The 20,906-nt window shown below is 63.2% G+C and carries 14 protein-coding genes and 1 pseudogene; 9 read left to right on the top strand and 6 right to left on the bottom strand.

Annotated elements, in window-relative coordinates; translation table 11 throughout:
* Nucleotides 1-118 precede the first annotated feature (118 nt).
* Nucleotides 119-1,294 carry a 1-deoxy-D-xylulose-5-phosphate reductoisomerase gene (dxr, locus tag ASE60_RS29095; protein ID WP_057255107.1) on the top strand — a complete coding sequence of 392 codons (1,176 nt, stop codon included), beginning with the start codon at nucleotides 119-121 and terminating at the stop codon, nucleotides 1,292-1,294.
* 248 nt (nucleotides 1,295-1,542) lie between these two features.
* Here dxr and hemA read toward each other — a convergent pair whose 3' ends face one another.
* From hemA to ASE60_RS29075, 4 genes are all read right to left on the bottom strand, one after another.
* A complete protein-coding gene (gene hemA / locus ASE60_RS29090) occupies nucleotides 1,543-2,757 on the bottom strand; it encodes a 5-aminolevulinate synthase (RefSeq protein ID WP_057255058.1) in 1,215 nt (404 codons plus the stop codon).
* Between the two features lie 330 nt (nucleotides 2,758-3,087).
* Entirely contained in the window at nucleotides 3,088-3,885 is a 798-nt protein-coding gene (locus ASE60_RS29085; protein ID WP_057255057.1) for a xanthine dehydrogenase family protein subunit M, read from the bottom strand.
* Nucleotides 3,886-3,900: 15 nt separating this feature from the next.
* Nucleotides 3,901-6,246, bottom strand: a complete 2,346-nt coding sequence (locus ASE60_RS29080; RefSeq protein ID WP_057255056.1) for a xanthine dehydrogenase family protein molybdopterin-binding subunit — start codon at nucleotides 6,244-6,246, stop codon at nucleotides 3,901-3,903.
* 81 nt (nucleotides 6,247-6,327) lie between these two features.
* Nucleotides 6,328-6,816, bottom strand: coding sequence for a (2Fe-2S)-binding protein (locus ASE60_RS29075; RefSeq protein WP_034802397.1), 489 nt, complete (start codon nucleotides 6,814-6,816; stop codon nucleotides 6,328-6,330).
* 430 nt (nucleotides 6,817-7,246) lie between these two features.
* Between ASE60_RS29075 and ASE60_RS29070 the strand changes: the two genes are divergently transcribed.
* From ASE60_RS29070 to ASE60_RS29050, 5 genes and pseudogenes are all read left to right on the top strand, one after another.
* Nucleotides 7,247-7,504 carry a glycine zipper domain-containing protein gene (locus tag ASE60_RS29070; protein WP_034802400.1) on the top strand — a complete coding sequence of 86 codons (258 nt, stop codon included), beginning with the start codon at nucleotides 7,247-7,249 and terminating at the stop codon, nucleotides 7,502-7,504.
* Nucleotides 7,505-7,722: 218 nt separating this feature from the next.
* Nucleotides 7,723-8,952 (top strand): annotated as a pseudogene (locus tag ASE60_RS29065) (MFS transporter).
* Nucleotides 8,953-9,221: 269 nt separating this feature from the next.
* On the top strand, nucleotides 9,222-11,135 hold the full coding sequence (locus tag ASE60_RS29060) for an autotransporter assembly complex family protein (RefSeq protein WP_082616183.1): 1,914 nt from the start codon (nucleotides 9,222-9,224) through the stop codon (nucleotides 11,133-11,135).
* A gap of 103 nt (nucleotides 11,136-11,238) precedes the next feature.
* Entirely contained in the window at nucleotides 11,239-15,417 is a 4,179-nt protein-coding gene (locus tag ASE60_RS29055; protein ID WP_057255054.1) for a translocation/assembly module TamB domain-containing protein, read from the top strand.
* A gap of 192 nt (nucleotides 15,418-15,609) precedes the next feature.
* Complete coding sequence (locus ASE60_RS29050; RefSeq protein WP_057255106.1) at nucleotides 15,610-16,401, top strand: APH(3') family aminoglycoside O-phosphotransferase; 792 nt, start codon at nucleotides 15,610-15,612, stop codon at nucleotides 16,399-16,401.
* 66 nt (nucleotides 16,402-16,467) lie between these two features.
* Here ASE60_RS29050 and ASE60_RS29045 read toward each other — a convergent pair whose 3' ends face one another.
* Together ASE60_RS29045 and ASE60_RS29040 are read right to left on the bottom strand one after the other, a co-directional pair.
* A complete protein-coding gene (locus tag ASE60_RS29045; RefSeq protein ID WP_057255053.1) occupies nucleotides 16,468-16,950 on the bottom strand; it encodes a VOC family protein in 483 nt (160 codons plus the stop codon).
* A 111-nt stretch (nucleotides 16,951-17,061) separates the two neighbouring features.
* Nucleotides 17,062-17,496: an Lrp/AsnC family transcriptional regulator gene (locus ASE60_RS29040; protein WP_043614769.1), complete on the bottom strand. Its 435-nt coding sequence runs from the start codon at nucleotides 17,494-17,496 to the stop codon at nucleotides 17,062-17,064.
* 154 nt (nucleotides 17,497-17,650) lie between these two features.
* Here ASE60_RS29040 and rocF point away from each other — a divergent pair, with 154 nt between their 5' ends.
* The 3 genes from rocF to ASE60_RS29025 all read left to right on the top strand — a co-directional run bounded on the left by rocF (nucleotide 17,651) and on the right by ASE60_RS29025 (nucleotide 20,622).
* A complete protein-coding gene (gene rocF, locus ASE60_RS29035; protein WP_057255052.1) occupies nucleotides 17,651-18,574 on the top strand; it encodes an arginase in 924 nt (307 codons plus the stop codon).
* 22 nt (nucleotides 18,575-18,596) lie between these two features.
* Nucleotides 18,597-19,802, top strand: a complete 1,206-nt coding sequence (rocD, locus tag ASE60_RS29030) for an ornithine--oxo-acid transaminase (protein ID WP_057255051.1) — start codon at nucleotides 18,597-18,599, stop codon at nucleotides 19,800-19,802.
* Nucleotides 19,803-20,142: 340 nt separating this feature from the next.
* A complete protein-coding gene (locus ASE60_RS29025; RefSeq protein ID WP_057255050.1) occupies nucleotides 20,143-20,622 on the top strand; it encodes a chemotaxis protein CheW in 480 nt (159 codons plus the stop codon).
* Nucleotides 20,623-20,906: the final 284 nt, after the last annotated feature.

The raw sequence follows: 20,906 nt of genomic DNA, 5'->3' as shown, positions 1-20,906 counted from the left end.
TCGCCTGTAGAGCCTAGCAAACAACATAAAAAACTCGGATCGATCTCGCGAAGATCACGTGTCCGCAGCGCAGGCTGCGCCGGGCATCCCGTCCGAAAAGAAGAACATGGGTATTGGCATGGCATCCCGCGACAGTGCGAAGCGCCGACTGACGATCCTCGGATCAACCGGTTCGATCGGCACCAACACGCTCGACGTCATCGAGCGCCTTGGCGGTCGCGAGCGCTTCGACGTCGTCGCCGTCACCGGCAACGGCAACATCCCCCTGCTCGCAGAACAGGCCTTGAAGGTTGGCGCAGAACTCGCCGTCACCGCCAACGAAAACCAATTCGAAAACCTGAAGGCAGCCCTTGCCGGCACCGGCATTGCCGTCGCCGCCGGCCGAAGCGGTCTGATCGAGGCAGCCGAACGCGATGCCGACTGGGTGATGGCGGCGATCGTCGGCAATGCCGGTCTTGCTCCCACGCTCGCAGCCGCCCGCCGCGGCGCCGACATCGCGCTTGCCAACAAGGAGTGCCTGGTTTCCGCCGGAAGCCTGTTCATCGACGCGGTGAAGACGGGCGGCGGCCGATTGCTGCCGGTCGACAGCGAACACAACGCCATCTTCCAGGTGCTCGAGGAACAGCAGCGCCACGCGGTCGAGCGCATCATCCTGACGGCTTCGGGTGGCCCCTTCCGCACCAAGTCGCTCGAGGAGATGCGGCATGTAACCGCCGATGTCGCCCGCGCCCATCCCAACTGGTCGATGGGCCTCAAGATCTCGATCGACAGCGCCTCCATGTTCAACAAGGCGCTGGAGATGATCGAGGCGAAACACCTCTTTGCACTCAAGCCGGAGCAAGTCGAGGTGATCGTGCATCCGCAGTCGGTCATCCACTCGATGGTCGGCTACACCGATGGCTCAGTGCTGGCGCAGCTTGGCTGCCCGGACATGCGCACCGCCATCGGCTACGCGCTGTCCTATCCGAGCCGCTGCAGCCTGCCGATCGAGCGGCTCGATTTCGCCAAGCTGTCGCGCCTCGATTTCGAAGCGCCGGACGAAGTGCGCTTCCCGGCGATCAGCCTGGCGCGCCGCGCCATGGTCGAGGGCGGCGTGCAGGGGGCCGTGCTCAACGGCGCCAAGGAAACGGCGCTCGACGCCTTCATCGCCGGACGAACCGGCTTTCTCGCGATGGCCGAGATCGTCGAAAAGGTCATGGACAAGCTCGCCGACCTGCCGGCCGCCGCAACCATGGACGATGTCTTCGCCGCAGACGAAAAAGCCCGGCAACTGGCGGCCGGGCTGCTTCAATAACTGGTCTGGTCGGGCATCCCGCCCCTCATCCGCCTGCCGGCACCTTCTCCCCGCAAGCGGGGCGAAGGGACGTTGCAGCACCGCCTGATCCGCCCCTAACGCTCGAAGTTCCTGCTTCTCTGAATGGAGAGAGGCGGTGTTTCAGCATTGAACGGACACAGAGTTCAGCCGTTGTCCTCGTTCCCTCTCCCCGCGAGCGGGGAGAGGGTTAGGGTGAGGGGCATACTTCTCGGAAGCTAAGCCGCCGCTTACGCGACCGCGCGGGCCAGCGCACAGCGCGACCACAGCGAATGCAGCGCGTTGACGAGATGGTCGATATCGGCATCCGAATGCAGCGGCGTCGGGGTGATGCGCAGGCGCTCGGTCTTCTTGGGCACCGTCGGATAGTTGATCGGCTGCACATAGACGCCGAAATTGTCGAGCAGCAGGTCGGAGATCCACTTGCACTTGGCAGCGTCGCCAACCATGACCGGCACGATATGGCTCGGGTTCGGCATATGCGGAATGCCGCGCTGGTCGAGCAGCGAACGCAGACGACGGACGCGCTCCTGGTGTGCGAAGCGTTCGACCTGGCTTTCCTTCAGGTGGCGGATCGAGGCGAGCGCACCGGCGGCAAGCGTTGGCGGCAGCGCCGTGGTGAAGATGAAGCCGGAGGCAAACGAGCGGATGAAGTCGCAGAGCGCCGCAGAACCGGTGATATAGCCACCCATGACGCCGAAGGCCTTGCCGAGCGTGCCTTCGATCACCGTCAGGCGATGCATCAGGCCTTCGCGCTCGGCAATACCGCCACCGCGCGGACCGTACATGCCGACGGCATGCACTTCGTCGAGATAGGTCATGGCGCCGTACTTGTCGGCGAGGTCGCAGAATTCCTTGATCGGCGCGATGTCGCCGTCCATCGAATAAACCGACTCAAACGCAATGATCTTCGGCGCGCGCGGATCGGCGGCGGCGAGCTTGGCTTCGAGGTCAGCGACCGAATTGTGCTTGAAGATGACGCGTTCGCACTTGGAGTGACGGATCCCCTCGATCATCGAAGCGTGATTCCCGGCGTCCGAGAAGACGATGACGCCAGGAATCTTCGAACAGAGCGTCCCGAGTGCGGCCCAGTTGGACACGTAGCCCGAGGTGAACAGCAGCGCCGATTCCTTGCCGTGCAGGTCCGCGAGCTCGCGCTCAAGCAGGACGTGGTAATGGTTGGTACCGGAGATGTTGCGGGTGCCGCCGGCGCCGGCGCCGCATTCGTCGATGGCGCGCTTCATCGCCTCGGTGACGATGGAATGCTGGCCCATGCCGAGATAGTCGTTCGAACACCAGACGGTGACTTCCTGAACGCCCGCAGCCGTGTGGCGCGCTGCCTTCGGGAAGTTGCCGCGATGACGGGCGAGGTCTGCGAAAACCCGGTAGCGGCCTTCCTGATGCAGCCCGTCCAGCTCGTTCTTAAAGAAATTCTCGAAATCCATCATTTTCTCCAGTGCCCGGTCGCTTTTCTTCAATCAAAGCGACCTGGGGTCAACCTCGGAATGCTCGGCATCTGCCAACTGCGGCAAAAGGCCCCTGAAGCGCTGCGTGTCCAATGAATGCATCCGGAATGATCTAGCATTTTCGGACCGAAGCATCTTCACTGCTTTCACTGAAACCGTTTCAACCTGGAGAGCCCTAGTTTTGAAACATTCCAAAGAAAGCCCTAGCGCATGTTCATCTCTTCAAGCTTGATCGAAGTCAAGCAAGGATGAAAAAAGGACGGCCGAAGCCGCCCCCTTTTTTTGCTGTTTGGCGATACCCCATGCCGGTCAGGCCGCCGCCACGGCGCGCTTGGCCATGACCTTCACCAGATTGGCGCGGTAGGCCGCGTCGGCGTGAATGTCGGAGAGCAGTTCCGAGGCATCGACGCTGACATTGCTGAGCGCGTCCGGCGACCAGTTGGCAACCAGCGCCGCCTCCATATCGCCATGCCGGAACACCCCGTTCGCTCCCGCTCCGGTAACGGCCACCCGGACGTCGCCATTGTCCCGTCGCGCGACGAACACACCGGTCATCGCGTAGCGCGATGCCGGATTGGCGAACTTCTGATAGGCAGCCTTGGCAGGCGCTTCGAAGCTGATGGCGGTGACGATCTCGCTGTCCTCCAGCGCTGTTTCGAACAGGCCGGTGAAGAAATCATCTGCCGCAATCTCGCGCTTGTTGGTCACGATCGTCGCACCGAGCGCCAGCATCGCCGCCGGATAATCGGCCGCCGGGTCGTTGTTGGCGATGGAACCGCCGATCGTGCCCATGTGCCGCACATGCGGGTCGCCGATATGGCTGGCAAGGCTGCAGATCGCCGGACAGACGGCTTTGAGCGCCGCCGCCGACGCCACGTCATAATGTGTCGTGGCGGCGCCGATCCGCACTGACCGGCCGGAAACCGTGATGCCTTGCATCTCGGCGATATGCCGGAGGTCAATGAGATCGCTCGGTGCCGCCAGCCGCTGCTTCATCGTCGGGATCAGCGTCATGCCGCCGGAGACATACTTGCCTTCGCCGGCCGCTTCCATTCGGCTGACGGCATCCTGAACCGAGGACGCCCGGTGATATTGGGTCTCGTACATGCGGTGTCCTCCCGTTCACTTGGCCGCGTGCGCCGCCGCCCACACCTTCTGCGGTGTTGCCGGCATGGTGAGCGCGTTGTTGCCGATGGCATCCGTAATGGCGTTGATCAGCGCCGGCGGCGAGCCGATCGCGCCCGCCTCACCGCAACCCTTGATCCCCAAGGGATTGTTCGGGCAGGGCGTGTTCGAGGTCGAGACCTGGAACGACGGCAGATCGTCGGCACGCGGCATGGCGTAGTCCATGTAGCTTGCCGTCAGCAGCTGGCCCGAGGGGTCGTAGTGTACCCCTTCGAGCAGCGCCTGGCCGATGCCCTGGGCAATGCCGCCATGAACCTGCCCCTCGACGATCATCGGGTTGATGATATTGCCGAAGTCGTCGGCGGCGACGAACTGGACGATCTTGGTCCGCCCCGTATCGGGATCGACCTCCACCTCGCAGATGTAGCAACCGGCCGGGAAGGTGAAGTTGGCCGGATCGTAGAAGGCGCCCTCCTTCAGGCCCGGCTCCATGCCCGCGGGCAGGTTATGGGCGGTGTAGGCGGCAAGCGCCATCTGGAACCAGGGCACCGCCTTGTCGGTGCCGGCAACCTTCAGTTCGCCGTTCTCAATCACGATGTCGCTTTCGTCCGCTTCCATCAGATGCGCGGCGATCTTCTTCGCCTTGGCCTCCACCTTGTCGAGTGCCTTGACGACGGCGGACATGCCGACGGCGCCGGAGCGCGAGCCGTAGGTGCCCATGCCCATCTGCACCTTGTCGGTATCGCCATGCACGATGTTGACGCTGTCAATCGGAACGCCGAAGCGGTCGGCGACGAGCTGTGCAAAGGTGGTCTCGTGGCCCTGGCCGTGGCTGTGCGAGCCGGTCAAGACCTCGATCGTGCCGACCGCATTGACCCGCACCTCGGCCGATTCCCACAGACCGACGCCGGCCCCGAGGGAGCCCACCGCCGCCGACGGCGCGATGCCGCAGGCCTCGATGTAGCAACTCATGCCGATGCCGCGCTTCATGCCGCGGCGATCGGCTTCCGCCTTGCGGGCGGCAAAGCCGTTCCAGTCAGCCGCCTGCATCGCTGCGTTCAGCGACGCTTCGTAGTCGCCCGCGTCATAGTTCATGATCACGGGCGTCTGGTGCGGGAAGGAGCGGATGAAGTTGACCCGCCTCAGTTCCGCCGGTGAGACCCCGAGTTCGCGCGCCGCCGTCTCCATGGTGCGTTCGAGCAGATAGGTCGCCTCCGGCCGCCCGGCGCCGCGATAGGCATCCACCGGTGCGGTGTTAGTGTAGACCGTGCGCACATTCGCGTGGATCGCCGGGATGTCGTACTGGCCGGAAAGCAGCGTCGCATAGAGATAGGTCGGCACCGCCGAGGAGAAGAGCGACATATAGGCGCCGAGATTGGCGATCGTGTCGACCTTCAGCCCGATGATGCGATTGTTCGCATCGAAGGCCATCTTCACCGTCGACACGTGGTCGCGGCCATGGGCGTCGGTCAGGAACGCCTCGGTTCTGTCGGAGGTCCATTTGACCGGCACGCCGGTGCGCTTCGACGCCCAGAGACAGACGATCTCCTCCGGATAGATATAGATCTTCGAGCCGAAGCCACCGCCGACATCGGGCGCGATCACCCTGAGCTTGTTTTCCGGAGCGACATTATAGAAGGCGCTCATCACCAGCCGCGCCACATGCGGGTTCTGGCTGGTGGTGTAGCAGGTGTAGTGGTCGTCGCCGGCGTCATAGATGCCAAGTGCGGCCCGCGGCTCCATCGGATTGGGCGAGAGCCGGTTGTTATGAATCGTGACCTCGGTGACATGCGCGGCCGTTGCGATCGCCTTGTCAGTCTCCGATTCGTCGCCGATCTGCCAGTCGAAGATCAGGTTGTTGGGCGCTTCCGGATGAAGCTGTGGCTGTCCCGCCTCGAGCGCTTTCGACGCATCGATCACGACGGGAAGTTCCTGATAATCGACGACGACCGCCTCGGCCGCATCGCGTGCCTCGGCCACGCTATCGGCAACGACGATCGCCACGGCATCACCTACATAACGCACGGTCTCGTGCGCAAGCGGCCGCCAGGCGCCCATCTTCATCGGCGATCCGTCCTTGGAGTGGATCATCCAGCCGCAGATCAGGTTGCCGATACCGTCGGCGAGGATCTGCTTGCCGTCGAGCACGTCGATCACGCCGGGCATGTCCTTGGCCGCAGACGCGTCCACCTTCAGAATCTTCGCATGCGCATGCGGGCTGCGCACGAACACCGCATATTTCATGCCCGGCACGGACATGTCGTCCGTATAGCGGCCCTTTCCGGTCAGGAACCGTTTGTCTTCTTTGCGCGCCACCCGCGCGCCAATGCCTTCAACGCCCATTGCCTATCTCCTCCCGAGATATCCAGCGACAGTCCTTCGATGACATGCCTTCGGGGCGCGGTCCCGCCCCCAAATCTACCGCTATTCTGCGGCCACGCGGGCGCCACTCATCTCGGCGGCGGCAGCAAGGATCGCCTTGACGATATTGTGGTAGCCGGTGCAGCGACAGATGTTGCCTTCGAGCTCGGCGCGCACCGTCGCCTCGTCCAGTTGGCCCTGGTGCCTTCGGATCATGTCGACGGCCGTCATCACCATGCCGGGTGTGCAGAAGCCGCATTGCAGGCCGTGATTGGCCTTGAACGCCGCCTGCACCGGATGGAGTTCGCCGTCCGCCGCCAACCCTTCGATGGTGGTGATCGTGGATCCGGCCGCCTGTGCGGCGAGGATGGAACAGCTCTTGACCGATTTTCCGTCCATATGGATGACGCAGGCGCCGCACTGCGACGTGTCGCAGCCGACATGGGTGCCGGTCAGTCCGAGATTTTCGCGTATGAACTGCACCAGCAGTGTGCGGTCGTCGCAATGACCGCTCACCTGACGGCCGTTGACCGTCATTGTTACTTTCGCCATTTCGCTCCTCCGGGGTCGGTCAATGCCAACACGAGCGCGGCCGAAAAGTCGGGTGAGATGGTTCACGCGACTAGGGTACGCGCCAACTGATATCGATGCCCGTCGCCCACGGATCCGCTCCTCCGGATGTCGCAGGCTTGTTTGTATCATTTGTCTTTTTTGGGAATGCCGCAACCGCTACCGCCCGCCGGACGACAATATTTTTCCACGCGGGTTGTATCTCGCGGAACTGAGCCTTCATGTCCCGTTCAGGAACGATATCATTATCTTGCGCGCCGGAAGAAGCCGCAGGTCCCCGTAGACTTTCAATAGGGACCGCGTATTTTCCGAACTGCAAGTTCAGGTGGAGCGGGATGTTCCCGGCTTCGCCATCATCCACGGGACGGACTGAGCGCTAGGCTTAAGATCCGTAGAGATCGGAGAGAACAACATGAAGAAAGCCATCGCACTTGTGCTGGTCGCCCTGGCGGTCGCAAGCTGCACCCAGACGGAAAAAGGCGCCGGCATCGGTGCCGTTTCCGGCGCGATCATCGGCGGCGCTGTCACCGGCGACGTCCGTGGCGCAGCGGTCGGCGCGGCCATCGGCGGCGTTTCCGGCGCAGTCATCGGCAACGTCACCGAGCAGCCGGGCCAGTGCTACTACCGCGACCGCTATGGCCGCCGCTACATCGACTCTTGCCCGCGCTAAGGCGTAGCGAAGACGGTCATCCTTCGGCGTAGCGCAAGCTCTCCGTAGGATCCAATTACCCCCCTCATGGCGCAAAGCCTGAGGGGGTTTTTCGTTCCGGACGCGCCGGCGAAGCTAGGCATACCCCCAAGAAATGATCCGACGCGCGCAAACCGGGTGGTTATCGGCCGCGCAAATCCGTCTGCTGTCCTCGAAGTATCATCCATCGAGGCCGTCACATGTCGAAATCACCAGGCAATCCACTGCCGCCAGCCTTCAAGCGGATCGGCTGGTCCAATCTTTTTGCGCAATTCTCGGAGCAGATGGCGCTGGCTGCCGCTCCGCTCGCCGCGGTGCTGCTGCTCGCCGCCGGTCCGGCGGAAACCGGATGGCTGCAGATGGCCCAGACACTTCCGTTTCTCCTGCTCGCCATTCCGGCCGGGCTCGTCGCCGATCGCGCCTCGCGACTGAGGCTGATGGTCTCCTCGGAAATGCTGCGCGCGCTGTCGCTGGTCGCCACGCTGCTCCTGATGGTCAGCGGCCTTTTGACCCTGCCGCTTCTGGCTGCGATGGGGTTCGTCGGTGCCATCGGCACCGTTTGTTACAATGTCGCTGCCCCTGCCCTTATTCCGGTGATCGTTCCCCGCGCCCAACTGGCCGATGCCAACCGCTGGCTGGAACTCGCCCGCAGCCTTGCCTATTCGGGCGGGCCGGCGATCGGCGGCGCGATCGTCGCATGAACGGGCGCATCCCTGGCCTATGTCGCTGCCACATGCCTTTCTCTTCTCTCCGTCGTCCTGCTTGCCGGCCTTGGCGAGCATCACCAACCCGCCGCGGCAAAACGCAAACTTCTGCAGGATCTGACCGAAGGCGCACGGTTCCTTGCCGGCCACACGCTGCTCAGGCCGATCCTCGTCACGGCGATAGTCTTCAACACCGCCTGGTTCGTGCTGCAGGCGGTCTATGTCGCTTATGCCATTCAAACCCTCGGCATGACGGCGACAGGCGTCGGCATCACGCTCGGCATCTATGGCGCCGGCATGATGATCGGCGCATTCGCCGCGCCCGCCATTGCGCGCCGTGTCCCCTTCGGCGTGATGATTGCGCTTGGTCCGCTCGGCGGGTTGGCGGCGGCCGCCGTGATGCTCTCGACGATCTGGATGCCATCCGGCGTTCTTGCCGGCTTGAGCTTCTTCCTCTTTGGCGCAGGGCCTGTGCTCTGGTCGATCGCCACCCTCACCTTGCGCCAGGCCGTCACGCCGAATGCGATGCTGGGTCGAGTTTCCGCCTTCATCACCACAGCCACGTTCGGCGCGCGGCCGATCGGCGCAGCGCTGGGTGCCGTCGTCGCCACGCGTTTCGGCGTCGAGGCATGCCTGGCCGTTGCCGCGACGGGTTTCCTGGTCCAGTTTCTCGTTATCATAGCCTCTCGCGTGCCGCAGTTGCGGGCACTGCCGGAAGCCGCATAGGCTCGACGATCCGCGGACAAAACCAGCCAAACACCCAGCAAAATGCCGGCGCGCCTGGCTGGCAACCGTCCGTCCGGAGCCTATGGTTGTGCTGCGCCGACAACATTTCGGAGCTTTTTCCCGGAAAACGGCACCGAAAATCGGTATCAGGGGTGGATGCAGCCGGCTGTCATCGTTAACAGATGGAAAACCTTAGGCATGCAATAGTGACCCGGCCGCATAAGCAGGCAGTTTGTATTGGGTCGCCTGAAGACGGGATGCGGAAGCGAATGTCCCCACCACGGTCGAGTATTGCGTACTGGAAGGCCGCAACTGCGCTTGCAGTCGCCTTCTCGTTTGCGCTCGGCCCGATTTCCGCCAAAAACGCCCATGCCTTCAAGCTCTTCGGCATGAAGTTCTTCGAGAGCGACGAAGAGGAAGCGCCGGTCATCGACCCGGTCAACTATACGCTTACCTTCGACGCCGGCACCGAAGACAAGGAACTGAAGGAAGCGCTGGAAAACAGCTCGCAGCTCGTCCAGGGTCAGGAAAAGCCCGTGTCCGGCGATCTCGGTCTTGCCATCCGCGCGCGCGACGATCGCGACCGGCTGCTCGCCGCCCTCTACGAAAAGGCCCGCTACGGCGGCACCGTGGCAATTCGCGTCAACGGCCAGGACATCGACAGCCTGCCGCCGGATCCCGCCTTCCCCGACGGGCAGGCGATCCCGGTAACGGTCACCGTCACGCCCGGCCCCGCCTTTACGGTCGGTTCCGTCAGGTTCGAAGGTGATGCGGCCGGCTTCAATCCTGATAACTATGGCCTGCCTGCCGGCGCACGCGCCGATTCGACCCTGATCATCAAGGCTGGCGAAAAGGTCGTGAACGACCTGCGCGAGCAGGGCCGGCCACTCGCCAAGCTCACCGAACGCAGCGCCGTCGCCAACCACGCCAATTCCACCGTCGACGTCGTCATCGGCGCAAGCGGCGGGCCGGTCGCGCCTGTCGGCGATGTCAGCGTATCGGGAACCAAGACCGTCGATCCCGGTTTCGTGCGCGACTATTCGCGCCTCAACGAAGGGCGCCCCTATTCGCCCGAGGATATCCGCAAGGCATCCGAGCGCCTGCGCCAGCTCGGCGTGTTCTCAAGCGTGACGATCAAGGAAGCCAACACGCTGTCGCCTGACGGATCGATCCCAATGAAGATCGAGGTCTCGGAAGGCAAGCATAAATATTTCGGCTTCGGTGCGCAGGTTTCGACCACCGATGGTCTGGGTGTCTCGGGTTATTGGGGACACCGTAATCTCTTCGGGCGGGCGGAATCGCTGCGCATAGAAGGCTCGGTCGACCGCATCGGCGAGACGAAGGAACTGGACAAGCTCGACTATTCGGTCGGCATCCTCTTCGCCAAGCCCGGCGCCTTCGGCCCCGCCTCGACCTTTACCGCCAGCCTCAAGGCCAACATCCAGGATCCGGACGCCTACCGCGCCAAGATCCTGACGGGTGCTGCCGGCGCCACATTCGAACTCTCGCCGACCGACACCGTGTCCGGTGGCGGCGAGCTGAGCTGGGCCAACATCGACGACGCCTTCGGCTCGAACTCCTACCTGACTGCCGCCATTCCGCTCGAATATGTGCGCGACACTCGCGACGACAAGCTGAACGCGACCGACGGCTACCGGGCGATGATCAACGCCAAGCCGAGCTACGAGATCAAAGGCCAGACCTTCTTCTCGTCCTTCGAAGCGTCGGCATCGGGCTACCATGCGCTCGGCGACGAGAAGCGTTTCGTTCTCGCCGGCAAGATCGGCGCCGGCGTGCTCGTCGGCGGCAGCGGGCTTGAGGATATCCCGGCGAACCGTCGCTTCTATCTTGGCGGTGGCGGTTCCGTGCGCGGCTACTCCTACCAGGAGATCGGCCCGCGCAACGCCGACAACGAGGAGACCGGCGGGCGTTCCTATGTCAACGCCTCGCTTGAAGCCCGCATCGCGATCACCGACACGATCGGCGTGGTGCCGTTTATCGATGCCGGCACGGTGTCGGCGAAAACGACGCCCGATTTCTCCGACATTCGCGCCGGCGCCGGCATCGGCCTGCGTTATGCCACGCCCTTCGGCCCCATCCGTCTCGACTTCGCCGTGCCGCTCAACAAATATCCCGGTGGCACCAAGTACGGCATCTATGCCGGTATCGGCCAATCGTTCTGAGTAGGGCCGATTCTCCAGCAAGAACCGGCAAATTGCCGTCATTGCGCGATAGTTTCGCCCTGCGGCGATTCCGCTGCAGCGCAACTTGCGCTAAGGGTAGAGCATGAATCAGGTCGTCCGCTTCCTTCGCGCGACGCTGCGCTATGGCCTTCGTGTGCTTGGCGTGATTGCGGTCGTTGCCCTCCTTCTCGTCGCCTTCGTGGGCTTCACGACTCCAGGCGCCCGCCTCGTCGCCTGGGCAATCGAGAAATATGCGGCAACGCCTGACCAGATCGTGCGGATCGCTGATCCGAGTGCGCTGCTGACAGGTGAGTTTGCGGCAGGAAGCATCACGCTTTTCGACGGCCAAGGCGTCTATGCGGAGGTCCGCGACCTCAAGCTCAACTGGTCGCCGGCGGCCCTCCTCTCCTTCCGCTTCGACGCCGCGGCGTTGTCCGCCGGCTCGGTGCGTGTCGAACGCCTGCCGATCCCCTCGACCGAGACCAAGGAAGTGCGCGCGACCTTCGCGCTTCCCGTCGACGTCAAGATCGACGCGATCGATCTCAAGGAGATCGTCATCGGCAAGGCAATCGCCGGCGAAGATCAGTTCCTGACCGCCAGCGGCAAGATCAATGCGACCAACGAGAGCATTGCCCTCAGCCTGACCGCCGCCCAGCGTGACCGGCCGGAAGCGCGCGCCGTCGCCGATATCGTCTTCAATCCGGCGGGCAACGAGCTGAAGCTGGAGGCAACCGTCGACGAGCCCAACAACGGCGTGCTCGCAAAACTCCTTCGCCTGCCCAACGAGCCCGCGGTCAACATCAAGCTGACCGGCGAAGGTCCTCTTTCCGACTGGGCCGGCACTGCCACGGCCGCGCTCGACGGCAGCGAGATCCTCAAGCTCGACGGTCGCCACGTCCAGACACCCGACGGCATGCATCGGCTCACCGTCACTGGCGGCGGCGGCTTCGGTTCGCTGATGCCGCCGGCACTGCGTGCGATGTTCGAGGGCGAGACCAGCATCGACGTCGCAGCCGCGTTCAACGGCCAGGGCATGGTGCGCGTCGACAAGGGGCAGATCGCGACCGGCGCGCTGACCTTTGGCGCCTTCGGCACCTTCGACAGCAAGGGCGACAACAATCTGCAGGCCCGGCTTGCCGGCACCAACGGCGCGATCGACTTCCGCTGGCCGCTGCAGAAGGGCGAGGCCCAGGCAAAGATCAACGCCGTCAACCTGTCGCTGATCGGCGACGCGCAGGCCGCAATCCTCGATCTCGCCGCCGACGTCGCCTCCGTGACGCTGCCGGACGCGGCACTTGGCGCCGTCAAGCTGTCGGCGCGCAGCGACGGCTTCAACCTCGCTACACAATCAGGCCCGCTAAAAACGGTGATCGAAGTCGGTGAGGCAGGCTTCGTCGACGCCAACGTCACCCGGCTGGTCCAGGCGCCAATGAAGATCGACGCCAGCCTGTCGGTGACGAAGGAGAACATCGTCTTCGATCCGGTGACGATCGAAAGCCCCGGCATTGGCGGTTCGGTCACCGGTGCCGTCTCACGTGAGGAAAACACAGTTGCCGCCGCGTTCAAGCTCTTTACCGTTCCGGAGGCTCTGCCGCCGGCTGCGGCAGCGAAGTTCGACGGGACCATCGCGCTTGCCGGCGAAGTGAAGACGGCGACCGACGGCAGCGTGACCGTCGAGGGCCTCGAGCTCAAATCGAGCACGATCGAGGCGGCCGGCACGATAGCCTTGGCCCAGGGACAACTGACCACCGATCTCAAGGGAAAGCTGCCCAATCTCGGCAAGCTTCTGGCTGACGCCAAGGGCGAGGCTGAGTTTACCGCAGCCGTGACCGGCCCGCTCGCCGAACTCGGCATCAAGGCCGAACTGACCTCGAGCGGCGCCACGCTCGCCGGACGCACCCTCAGCGACCTCACGATCAAGGCCGACGCGAAGGCCAACCCCTCGAGCCCGCAGGCGAGCCTGACCGCAACCGGTGCGCTCGACGGCCAGGCGATCGACGTCAAGGCCGACGTCGTCTCCAAGGACGGACGCACCGCGATCCCCGTGCTCGAAGCCAGGATCGGTGAAAACAAGCTGACCGGTGCGATCAGTTTCACCCCGGACTTCAAACCGGACGGCAAGATCGATTTCAACCTGCCCGATCTCGGCCTGCTTGCCGCCATGGCCGGGCAGAAAGCCTCTGGCGATCTCAACGGGTCGGCCGCAATCAAGACCGCAAACGGCATCACCTCCGTCGTCGTCAAGGCCGGCGGCAGCGGCATCAAGCGTGATGCCCTGACGATCGCCAAGCCGACTGCCGATATCACGATCTCCGATGTCGCGGCCCTCGCCATCAAGGGCAGCGTGCGCGCCGAGACCATCGCTCAAGGCGCCAACCGCGTTGCCGGCCTCGCCGTCGATTTCCAGCAGCAGGCGGGACGCACCGGCTTTTCGATCGACGGCAAATATGATGGTGGCCCGCTCACGGCTAAGGGCGATCTCACGAGTGCGAAGGGACGCACGGAAATTCGCCTCGCCTCCTTCGGCGCGACGCCAAAGGGCATCCCGCTGAAGCTCGCGCAGCCGACGGTCATCGCCATCGAAAACGGCACCGTCCGCCTCAACGCGCTGACGATCCAGGCATCGAAGGGCACCATCGCGGTCAACGGAACGGCCGGCGAAAAACTCGACATCACCGCCAAGCTCAATGCGCTGCCCGCAGCGCTGGTCAACGCTTTTGTCCCGGACCTCGGCGCCGAGGGCACGATCGCCGGCACCGTCGACGTCGCTGGCGCAACGTCCGCACCTGTCGTCGCCTACAACCTCAAATGGTCTGGCGCGTCGCTGGCCGCCGCACGCACGGCCGGGGTCGCCGCCTTCGACATCGCCGCCAACGGCAAGTTCGCCAACAACAAGGTAACGCTCGACACGACGCTTTCGGGCGCCAGCGGCCTTTCCTTCAAGGGCGGCGGCAATGTCGATATCGGCGGCAACATGCCGATCGCAATGAAGTTCAACGGCAACCTACCCTTTGCCCTCATTGCCAACCTGATGGCGGAAAAAGGCTTCACGCTCACGGGCCAGGCCGGCATCAACCTCGCGATTTCCGGCTCCGCCAAGGCGCCGCAGATCGCCGGCACCGTCACGACATCCGGCGGGCGGCTCGTCGACGTGCGCCGCAACCTGGCACTGAACGATCTGACCGCCAATGTCGCGCTCGACGGAAAGCAGGCGACGATCTCCAAGCTCTCGGCCAATCTCGCGACCGGCGGCTCGATCGAGGCGACCGGCACCGTCGGCACGGTCCCCGGCTCCGGCTTCCCGGCCAATCTGACGATCCGCCTGAACAATGCCACCTATGTCGACGGCACGCTGTTCAACGCCAATCTCAATGGCGAAATGACGCTGACCGGTCCGCTGGTCGCGACCCCGACGCTCGGCGGCAAGGTTACGATCCGCAAGGCATCGATCACCATTCCCGAGAAGCTGCCCACCTCGCTCTCGGCAATCGACATCAAGCACAAGAATGCGCCGCCTAAGGTGCAGAAAATGGTCAAGGACCTGCGCAAGGACGAGGTGCCGGCAGCCGGCGCCAATGCCAGCGGCGGCATCGCCTTCGATCTGGCAGTTGCCGCCAACCAGGTCTTCGTGCGCGGCCGCGGCATCGACGCCGAACTCGGTGGCAACCTGACGATCCGGGGCACGGCCGTGCAGCCGATCGTTTCCGGCGGCTTCGAAATGCGCCGCGGGCGCCTCGAAATCCTCGGCAAGCGCCTGACCTTCACCGACGGCAATATCGGCTTCGGTGGCGACCTGATCCCGACGCTTGACCTCAAGGCGACCTCCAGCGTCGGCTCGACGACCATCACAGTCTCGGTTGCGGGCCTCGCTAACAATCCGCAGATCGCCTTCTCGTCATCGCCGGCGCTGCCGCAGGACGAGATCCTGGCACAGCTGATCTTCAACCGGTCGCTGTCGAACCTCTCGGCCTTCCAGATCGCCCAGCTCGCCTCCGCCGTCAGCCAGCTTGCCGGCGGAGGCTCGACGTCGCTGCTTGATGGCCTGCGCAACAAGCTCGGCGTCGACGACCTCGACGTCACCACCGACGAGAACGGCGGCGCTTCGGTGCGCGCCGGCAAGTATCTCAACGACCGGACCTATATCGAGCTGCAGCAGGGCTCTGATTCTGCCTCCAGCAAGGCGGTCATCAATCTCGATGTCGGCAAGGGCGTGAAGCTCAAGGGGTCGGCTGCGGGCGACGGCTCGGCATCGGGCGGTATCTTCTTCGAGAAGGAGTATTGAGGGGCGGTTTGTCTGGCGTCGCGCTCCTCGACGACATTTTGATCAGATCAAGGCACGGCCTGCGGACCGAATACGATCCGCAGCCGCGCGAATGCGTGCACGTCACGTGTGGAATCACCGCCACAGCGAACCCACATCGGCATCAGCCGCCGTCACGGCCAATTTGCTGCATTCATTTTTCAGGTGATTGTATTGTCTTCCCGAAAACCGCATCTCGAATTGCCCGAGAATCTCCTGCCGCTCGTTGCAGGCTATGACTGGAATCATGACACGCTCGGACAGTCGGACTCGAGCATCTATCTGCTGAAGGCGCCGGATCGCCCGATGCTGGTGCTGAAAGTCGAGGCTGCCGGCCCCTTCAGCGAATTCGTTGACGAGGCGGAGCGGCTTGATTGGCTGGCGTCTCAGGGCATGCCCTGTCCGCGGGCGATCGCCCGCGCCTTCGACGCGGAAACGAACTGGCTGCTGCTGCAGGCTGTCGAGGGCACGGACCTCGCCTCCACGACGCTGTCGCCAAAGGACCGGATCGTCATCTTGGTGGACGCCCTGAAACGCTTGCATGGGCTGGACGTCGCCGACTGCCCCTTCGATCACCGGATCGAAAAGCGCATCGCCATCGCGGGAGCGCGCACCGAAGCCGGCCTTATCGATGAAGACGATTTCGACGAAACGCGACTCGGCCGCACGGCGGCAGATCTTTTTGCAGAACTCCGAGCCCGCGTACCTTCGATCAGCAAGCTCGTCATTACCCACGGCGACGCCTGCCTGCCGAACATCATCGAGAAGAATGGCCGGTTCTCCGGTTTCATCGATTGCAGCCGGTTGGGCGTCGCCGATCCCTATCAGGACATTGCACTTGCCTGTCACAGCATCGCCCACAATCTCGGCGAGGAATGGGTGCAGCCGTTTCTGGCGCGCTATGGCATCGACAGGGACGATCCGGAGAAACGCGACCTCTACTGCCTGCTCGACGAGTTCTTCTGATTGCCACGCGGCGGGCAACATATCCCGCCAAAGTGCACGGCCATACAGCGAGAGGCCCGCAACGCCTCAGGCGGCGTTGCGGGCCTCGATGTTCAGATCGACGATTTCGGCATCCTCAATGGCGTTGAACAGCGCCCAGATATGGCCGAAAGGATCGATAAAGGCACCGACGCGGTCACCGGTCGACAAAGTCTCGGCCGGATTGCGCAGGCTTGCCCCCGCGCCGATCGCCCGGCCGATCACACGATCGACATCGCGAACATGCAGTTCCAGGATCACCGCCGTCGTGCCCAGCGCATGCGGAGAGCGCGGTCCCCCGAGCTTGGGCTCCGCATCGCGGCGCGGGTTGGCCCCGGCAATCCGGAAGACCGATTCCCCGATCCTCAGATCCGCACTCGTCAGAATGCCGCTCGGCCATTCGTGCCGCTGCAGGAGCTCGGCGCCGAGCGCCTCGCGATAAAAGGCGATGGCGCGATCCTCGTCGCCATGCCTGACAAACAGCTTCACACAGATCTGCCGATCGGCAAGCCTGCCGCCATTGGCAACCATGACATCCTCCATCTTGGGTGAGGCGCACATCATAGCGAAACATGAGAACAAAGCAAGAACAATTCGACTCAGAGACGCAATTTCCTCACCGCTTTGGGCGGCGAAAAATGCTCAGAATGCACCGGTCATCTTGCTGGTTTTCAACAGGATATTCGTCTCGGTGACGGTGATCCCGTCGATCAGGCGGATGCGCCGCAGCGTCTCGTCGAAGGAGACGAGATCGCGATCCTGCAGCTCGGCGATGAAGTCCCAGCGGCCATTGGTGCTGTGCAGCGCCCGGACCTGCGGCAGGCCGCGCAACTGTTCGGCAACGCGGTCGGCCATCTTTCCATGCACCTCGATCATCACCACGGCGCGGACCCCGGAAGCCGGGATTTCCGCGCCGGTTCGGATGGTAAAGGCGGCGATCGTGCCATTAGCGACGAGCCTGTCGATGCGGGCAGCAACGGTCGCGCGCGATACGCCTGTCATTTCCGATAGCGTTGAAACGGGGATGCGCGCATTCTGGCGCAAGGCGCTGATGAGAGCCTGATCGAGATCATCCATTGCTATCACTTTGTAACATGGTGCTTATCAATCTGTCGATTTTATCTCACTAATCGGCAGTTTTCCATCTTTTTGCTGACATGCATTTTGGCCATAATCCGCGCGATCCCAACCGGGTACACACGGAATTATCTTGAGAAGGAATCGGGCGGATATGACGACCATCACGCTGATCGGCGCACCCATCGAAGAAGGTTCTGGACGGCGCGGCGCAGCCATGGGGCCGACGGCCCTGCGCATAGCCGGCATCGACACGGTGCTGCGCGACCTCGGCCACACGGTTCACGACGAAGGCGACGTCAAGCCGCTGCCGGCCCGCGACCTCGCCAACCACCCGGGCGCCAACAATCTGCAGATCGTCGCAGCCTTTGCCCGCGCGCTGCACGATTCCGTGCACGACACGGTTCGCAAGGGCCACTTCCCGATCATCCTCGGCGGTGACCACGCGCTCTCCATGGGCAGCGTCTCCGGCATGGCGCGTTACGCCGCCGAAGTCGGCCGGCCGCTCTTCGTGCTCTGGCTCGACGCCCACGCCGACTTCAATTCGCCGTCAACCTCCCCCTCCGGCAACATGCACGGCATGCCGGTCGCGTATTTCTGTGGCGAAGCGGAATTCGCTCCGATTCTGCCGGCCGACCGGCCGTTCGTCGATCCGAAGAAGGTCTTCCAGGTCGGCATCCGCTCCGTCGACGATCGCGAGCGCGAAGAGATCACCGAGCACGGCGTACGCGTCTATGACATGCGCGCCGTCGACGAACTCGGCATGGCCCACATCATGCGCCAGATCCTCAGTGAGGTTCGCGCCGCCAACGGCCTGCTGCATGTCAGCCTCGATGTCGATTTCATGGATCCGGAACTCGCCCCCGGCGTCGGCACCACCGTTCCCGGCGGCGCGACCTTCCGCGAGGCGCACCTGATCATGGAAATGCTCTGGGAAAGCGAACTCGTTTCCTCGCTCGACGTCGTCGAGCTCAACCCCTTCCTCGATGACCGCGGCAAGAGCGCGCGTATCCTGGTCGAATTGACGGCGAGCCTCTTCGGCCGCCGTGTGCTCGACCGGCCGACCCGCAGCGCCTGAGATAACAAACGGAGGACAATGTATGAATACGACGGCAGCCCTGATCGAAACCGAATACCGGCTTGGCGCGCATAACTACAAACCGCTCGACGTGGTGCTCTCGCGCGGCGAAGGCGTCTATGTCTGGGACATGGAGGGCAATCGCTACCTCGATTGCCTCTCGGCCTATTCGGCCGTCAACCAGGGCCACTGCCATCCGAAGATCCTGAAGGCGATGATGGAGCAGGCGCAGAAGCTGACGCTCACCTCCCGCGCCTTCCGCAACGACCAGCTCGCGCATTTCTATGAAGAGATCGCAGCCCTCACCGGCTCGCACAAGGTGCTGCCGATGAACTCCGGCGCCGAAGCCGTCGAAACCGCCGTCAAGGCGGTGCGTAAGTGGGGTTACGAGGTCAAGGGCGTGGCCGAGAACCAGGCCGAGATCATCGTCTGCTCCAACAACTTCCATGGCCGCACCATGGGCATCGTCGGCTTCTCCACCGACCCGGATGCCCGCACCGGCTTCGGTCCTTTCGCACCGGGCTTCAAGGTCGTGCCCTTCGGCGACATCGACGCCTTCCGCGCTGCGATCAACGAGAACACCGTCGCCTTCCTCGTCGAGCCGATCCAGGGCGAAGCGGGCGTTATCGTTCCGCCGGTTGGCTATTTCACGACCGTTCGCGAGCTCTGCACCAAGCATGGCATCACGCTGATCCTCGACGAAATCCAGACCGGCCTTGGCCGCACCGGCAAGCTGCTCGCCGAAGAGCACGAAGCCATCGAAGCCGACGTGACGCTGATCGGCAAGGCGCTCTCTGGCGGCTTCTACCCGGTCTCCGCCGTGCTTTCGAACTCCGAAGTATTGGGTGTTCTGAAGCCGGGCCAGCACGGTTCGACCTTCGGCGGCAACCCGCTCGCCTGTGCCATCGCCCGGGCGGCGCTGAAGGCGCTGACGGAAGAAGGCATGATCGAGAACTCAGCCCGCATGGGCGAGCGCTTCCAGAAGGGCCTCACCGACATCCGCTCCAACATCATCAAGGAAGTTCGCGGTCGCGGCCTGATGCTGGCGGTCGAGCTGGTGCCGGAAGCCGGTGGCGCCCGCAAGCACTGCGAAGCACTGAAGCAGCTGGGTATCCTTGCTAAGGACACCCATGGCGACACGATCCGCATTGCGCCGCCGCTAGTGATCAACGCTGAACAGGTCGACTGGGCCGTGGAACAGTTCGCAAAGGTTCTCGCCTCCGCCTGACCCCAAGATCCGATCCGCCCCGAGCCAGGCTCAGGGCGGATCATCAATTGAAGCGACGCAATTCCGGACGGAAAACCGTTTCACACTTTTCCTGGAACTGCTCTAAGCACTTGCAAAAGCAAGTCTTAACGAATCCCGGCCTATAGTCCCTTCCCAAAGCGCAAAGCGGTTCTTCCGCGCATGATGCAGCTGCGCCCCGCCGGATGTGATCGGCGGACTGTAAGGATCTCTCCCCAACGGACCATCGCCGCGCTCCCATGCGCCGGCAGCCATGCGGAGATATCTCGAGTTTGGCGGTGTCGCGCCATGGGCGTCGACCGGAAAGCTGGAAGGACCTTCGATGACAAGCACACTCAGGACGGCCGGGTTTGACGGCGAGACGCTGGAGATCATTGCGTTCCGCCTCCACGATCAGGAATTCTGCGTCAAGACGACGACGATCCGCGAAATCCGCGGCTGGGCGCCCTCCACCCCCATTCCCCATTCGCCGCCGGAAGTGATCGGTGTCATGAACCTGCGCGGCACAGTGATCCCGATCATCGATCTTGCCCACAAGCTCGGCATGAAATCGACGACGGCCAACGAACGCAGCGCCATCGTCGTCGCCGAAGTGCACAACATGGTGATCGGCCTCGTCGTCGATCGCGTCTCCGACATCCTCACTGTTCAGGGCAGCCAGGTGCAGCCGGTGCCGGAAGTGACAGCGTCCTTCGACAAGAGCTTTGCCGAAGGCATCATCGCCAACGAGAACGGCATGATCTGCTTCCTCAACCTGGCGCGAATGTTCAAGGAACGTGAAGTCGAAGAACTGGCCGCCTGAGGTAACCCTGAGGTAGCAGACGAACGACATGAAGGCCGCCCTACGTGCCGTGGGGCGGCCTTTCTTATTGACGGCAGACCCAGATTGCACGGCAGTAGATTAGAAAAGCAGGATTAACTAATTCAACTAAAATTGGATATACGAGTTTTTACAACTGAAATTTGATAGTTGCTATTTTAACACCTGCTTAATAGTCCTGTTACTAACCTAGATTGTAGAAACACGGCGCCTTGGGCATGAAGCCCGGTAGTTCGAACTCCCCTCACGAAGCACGAAGCCGCTGA

It is taken from the genome of Ensifer sp. Root278 (assembly GCF_001429285.1).
In the GTDB taxonomy this organism is placed as follows: domain Bacteria; phylum Pseudomonadota; class Alphaproteobacteria; order Rhizobiales; family Rhizobiaceae; genus Ensifer.
Note: the sequence above shows the minus strand (reverse complement) of the source record. Positions and strands in the feature narration are given on the sequence as shown.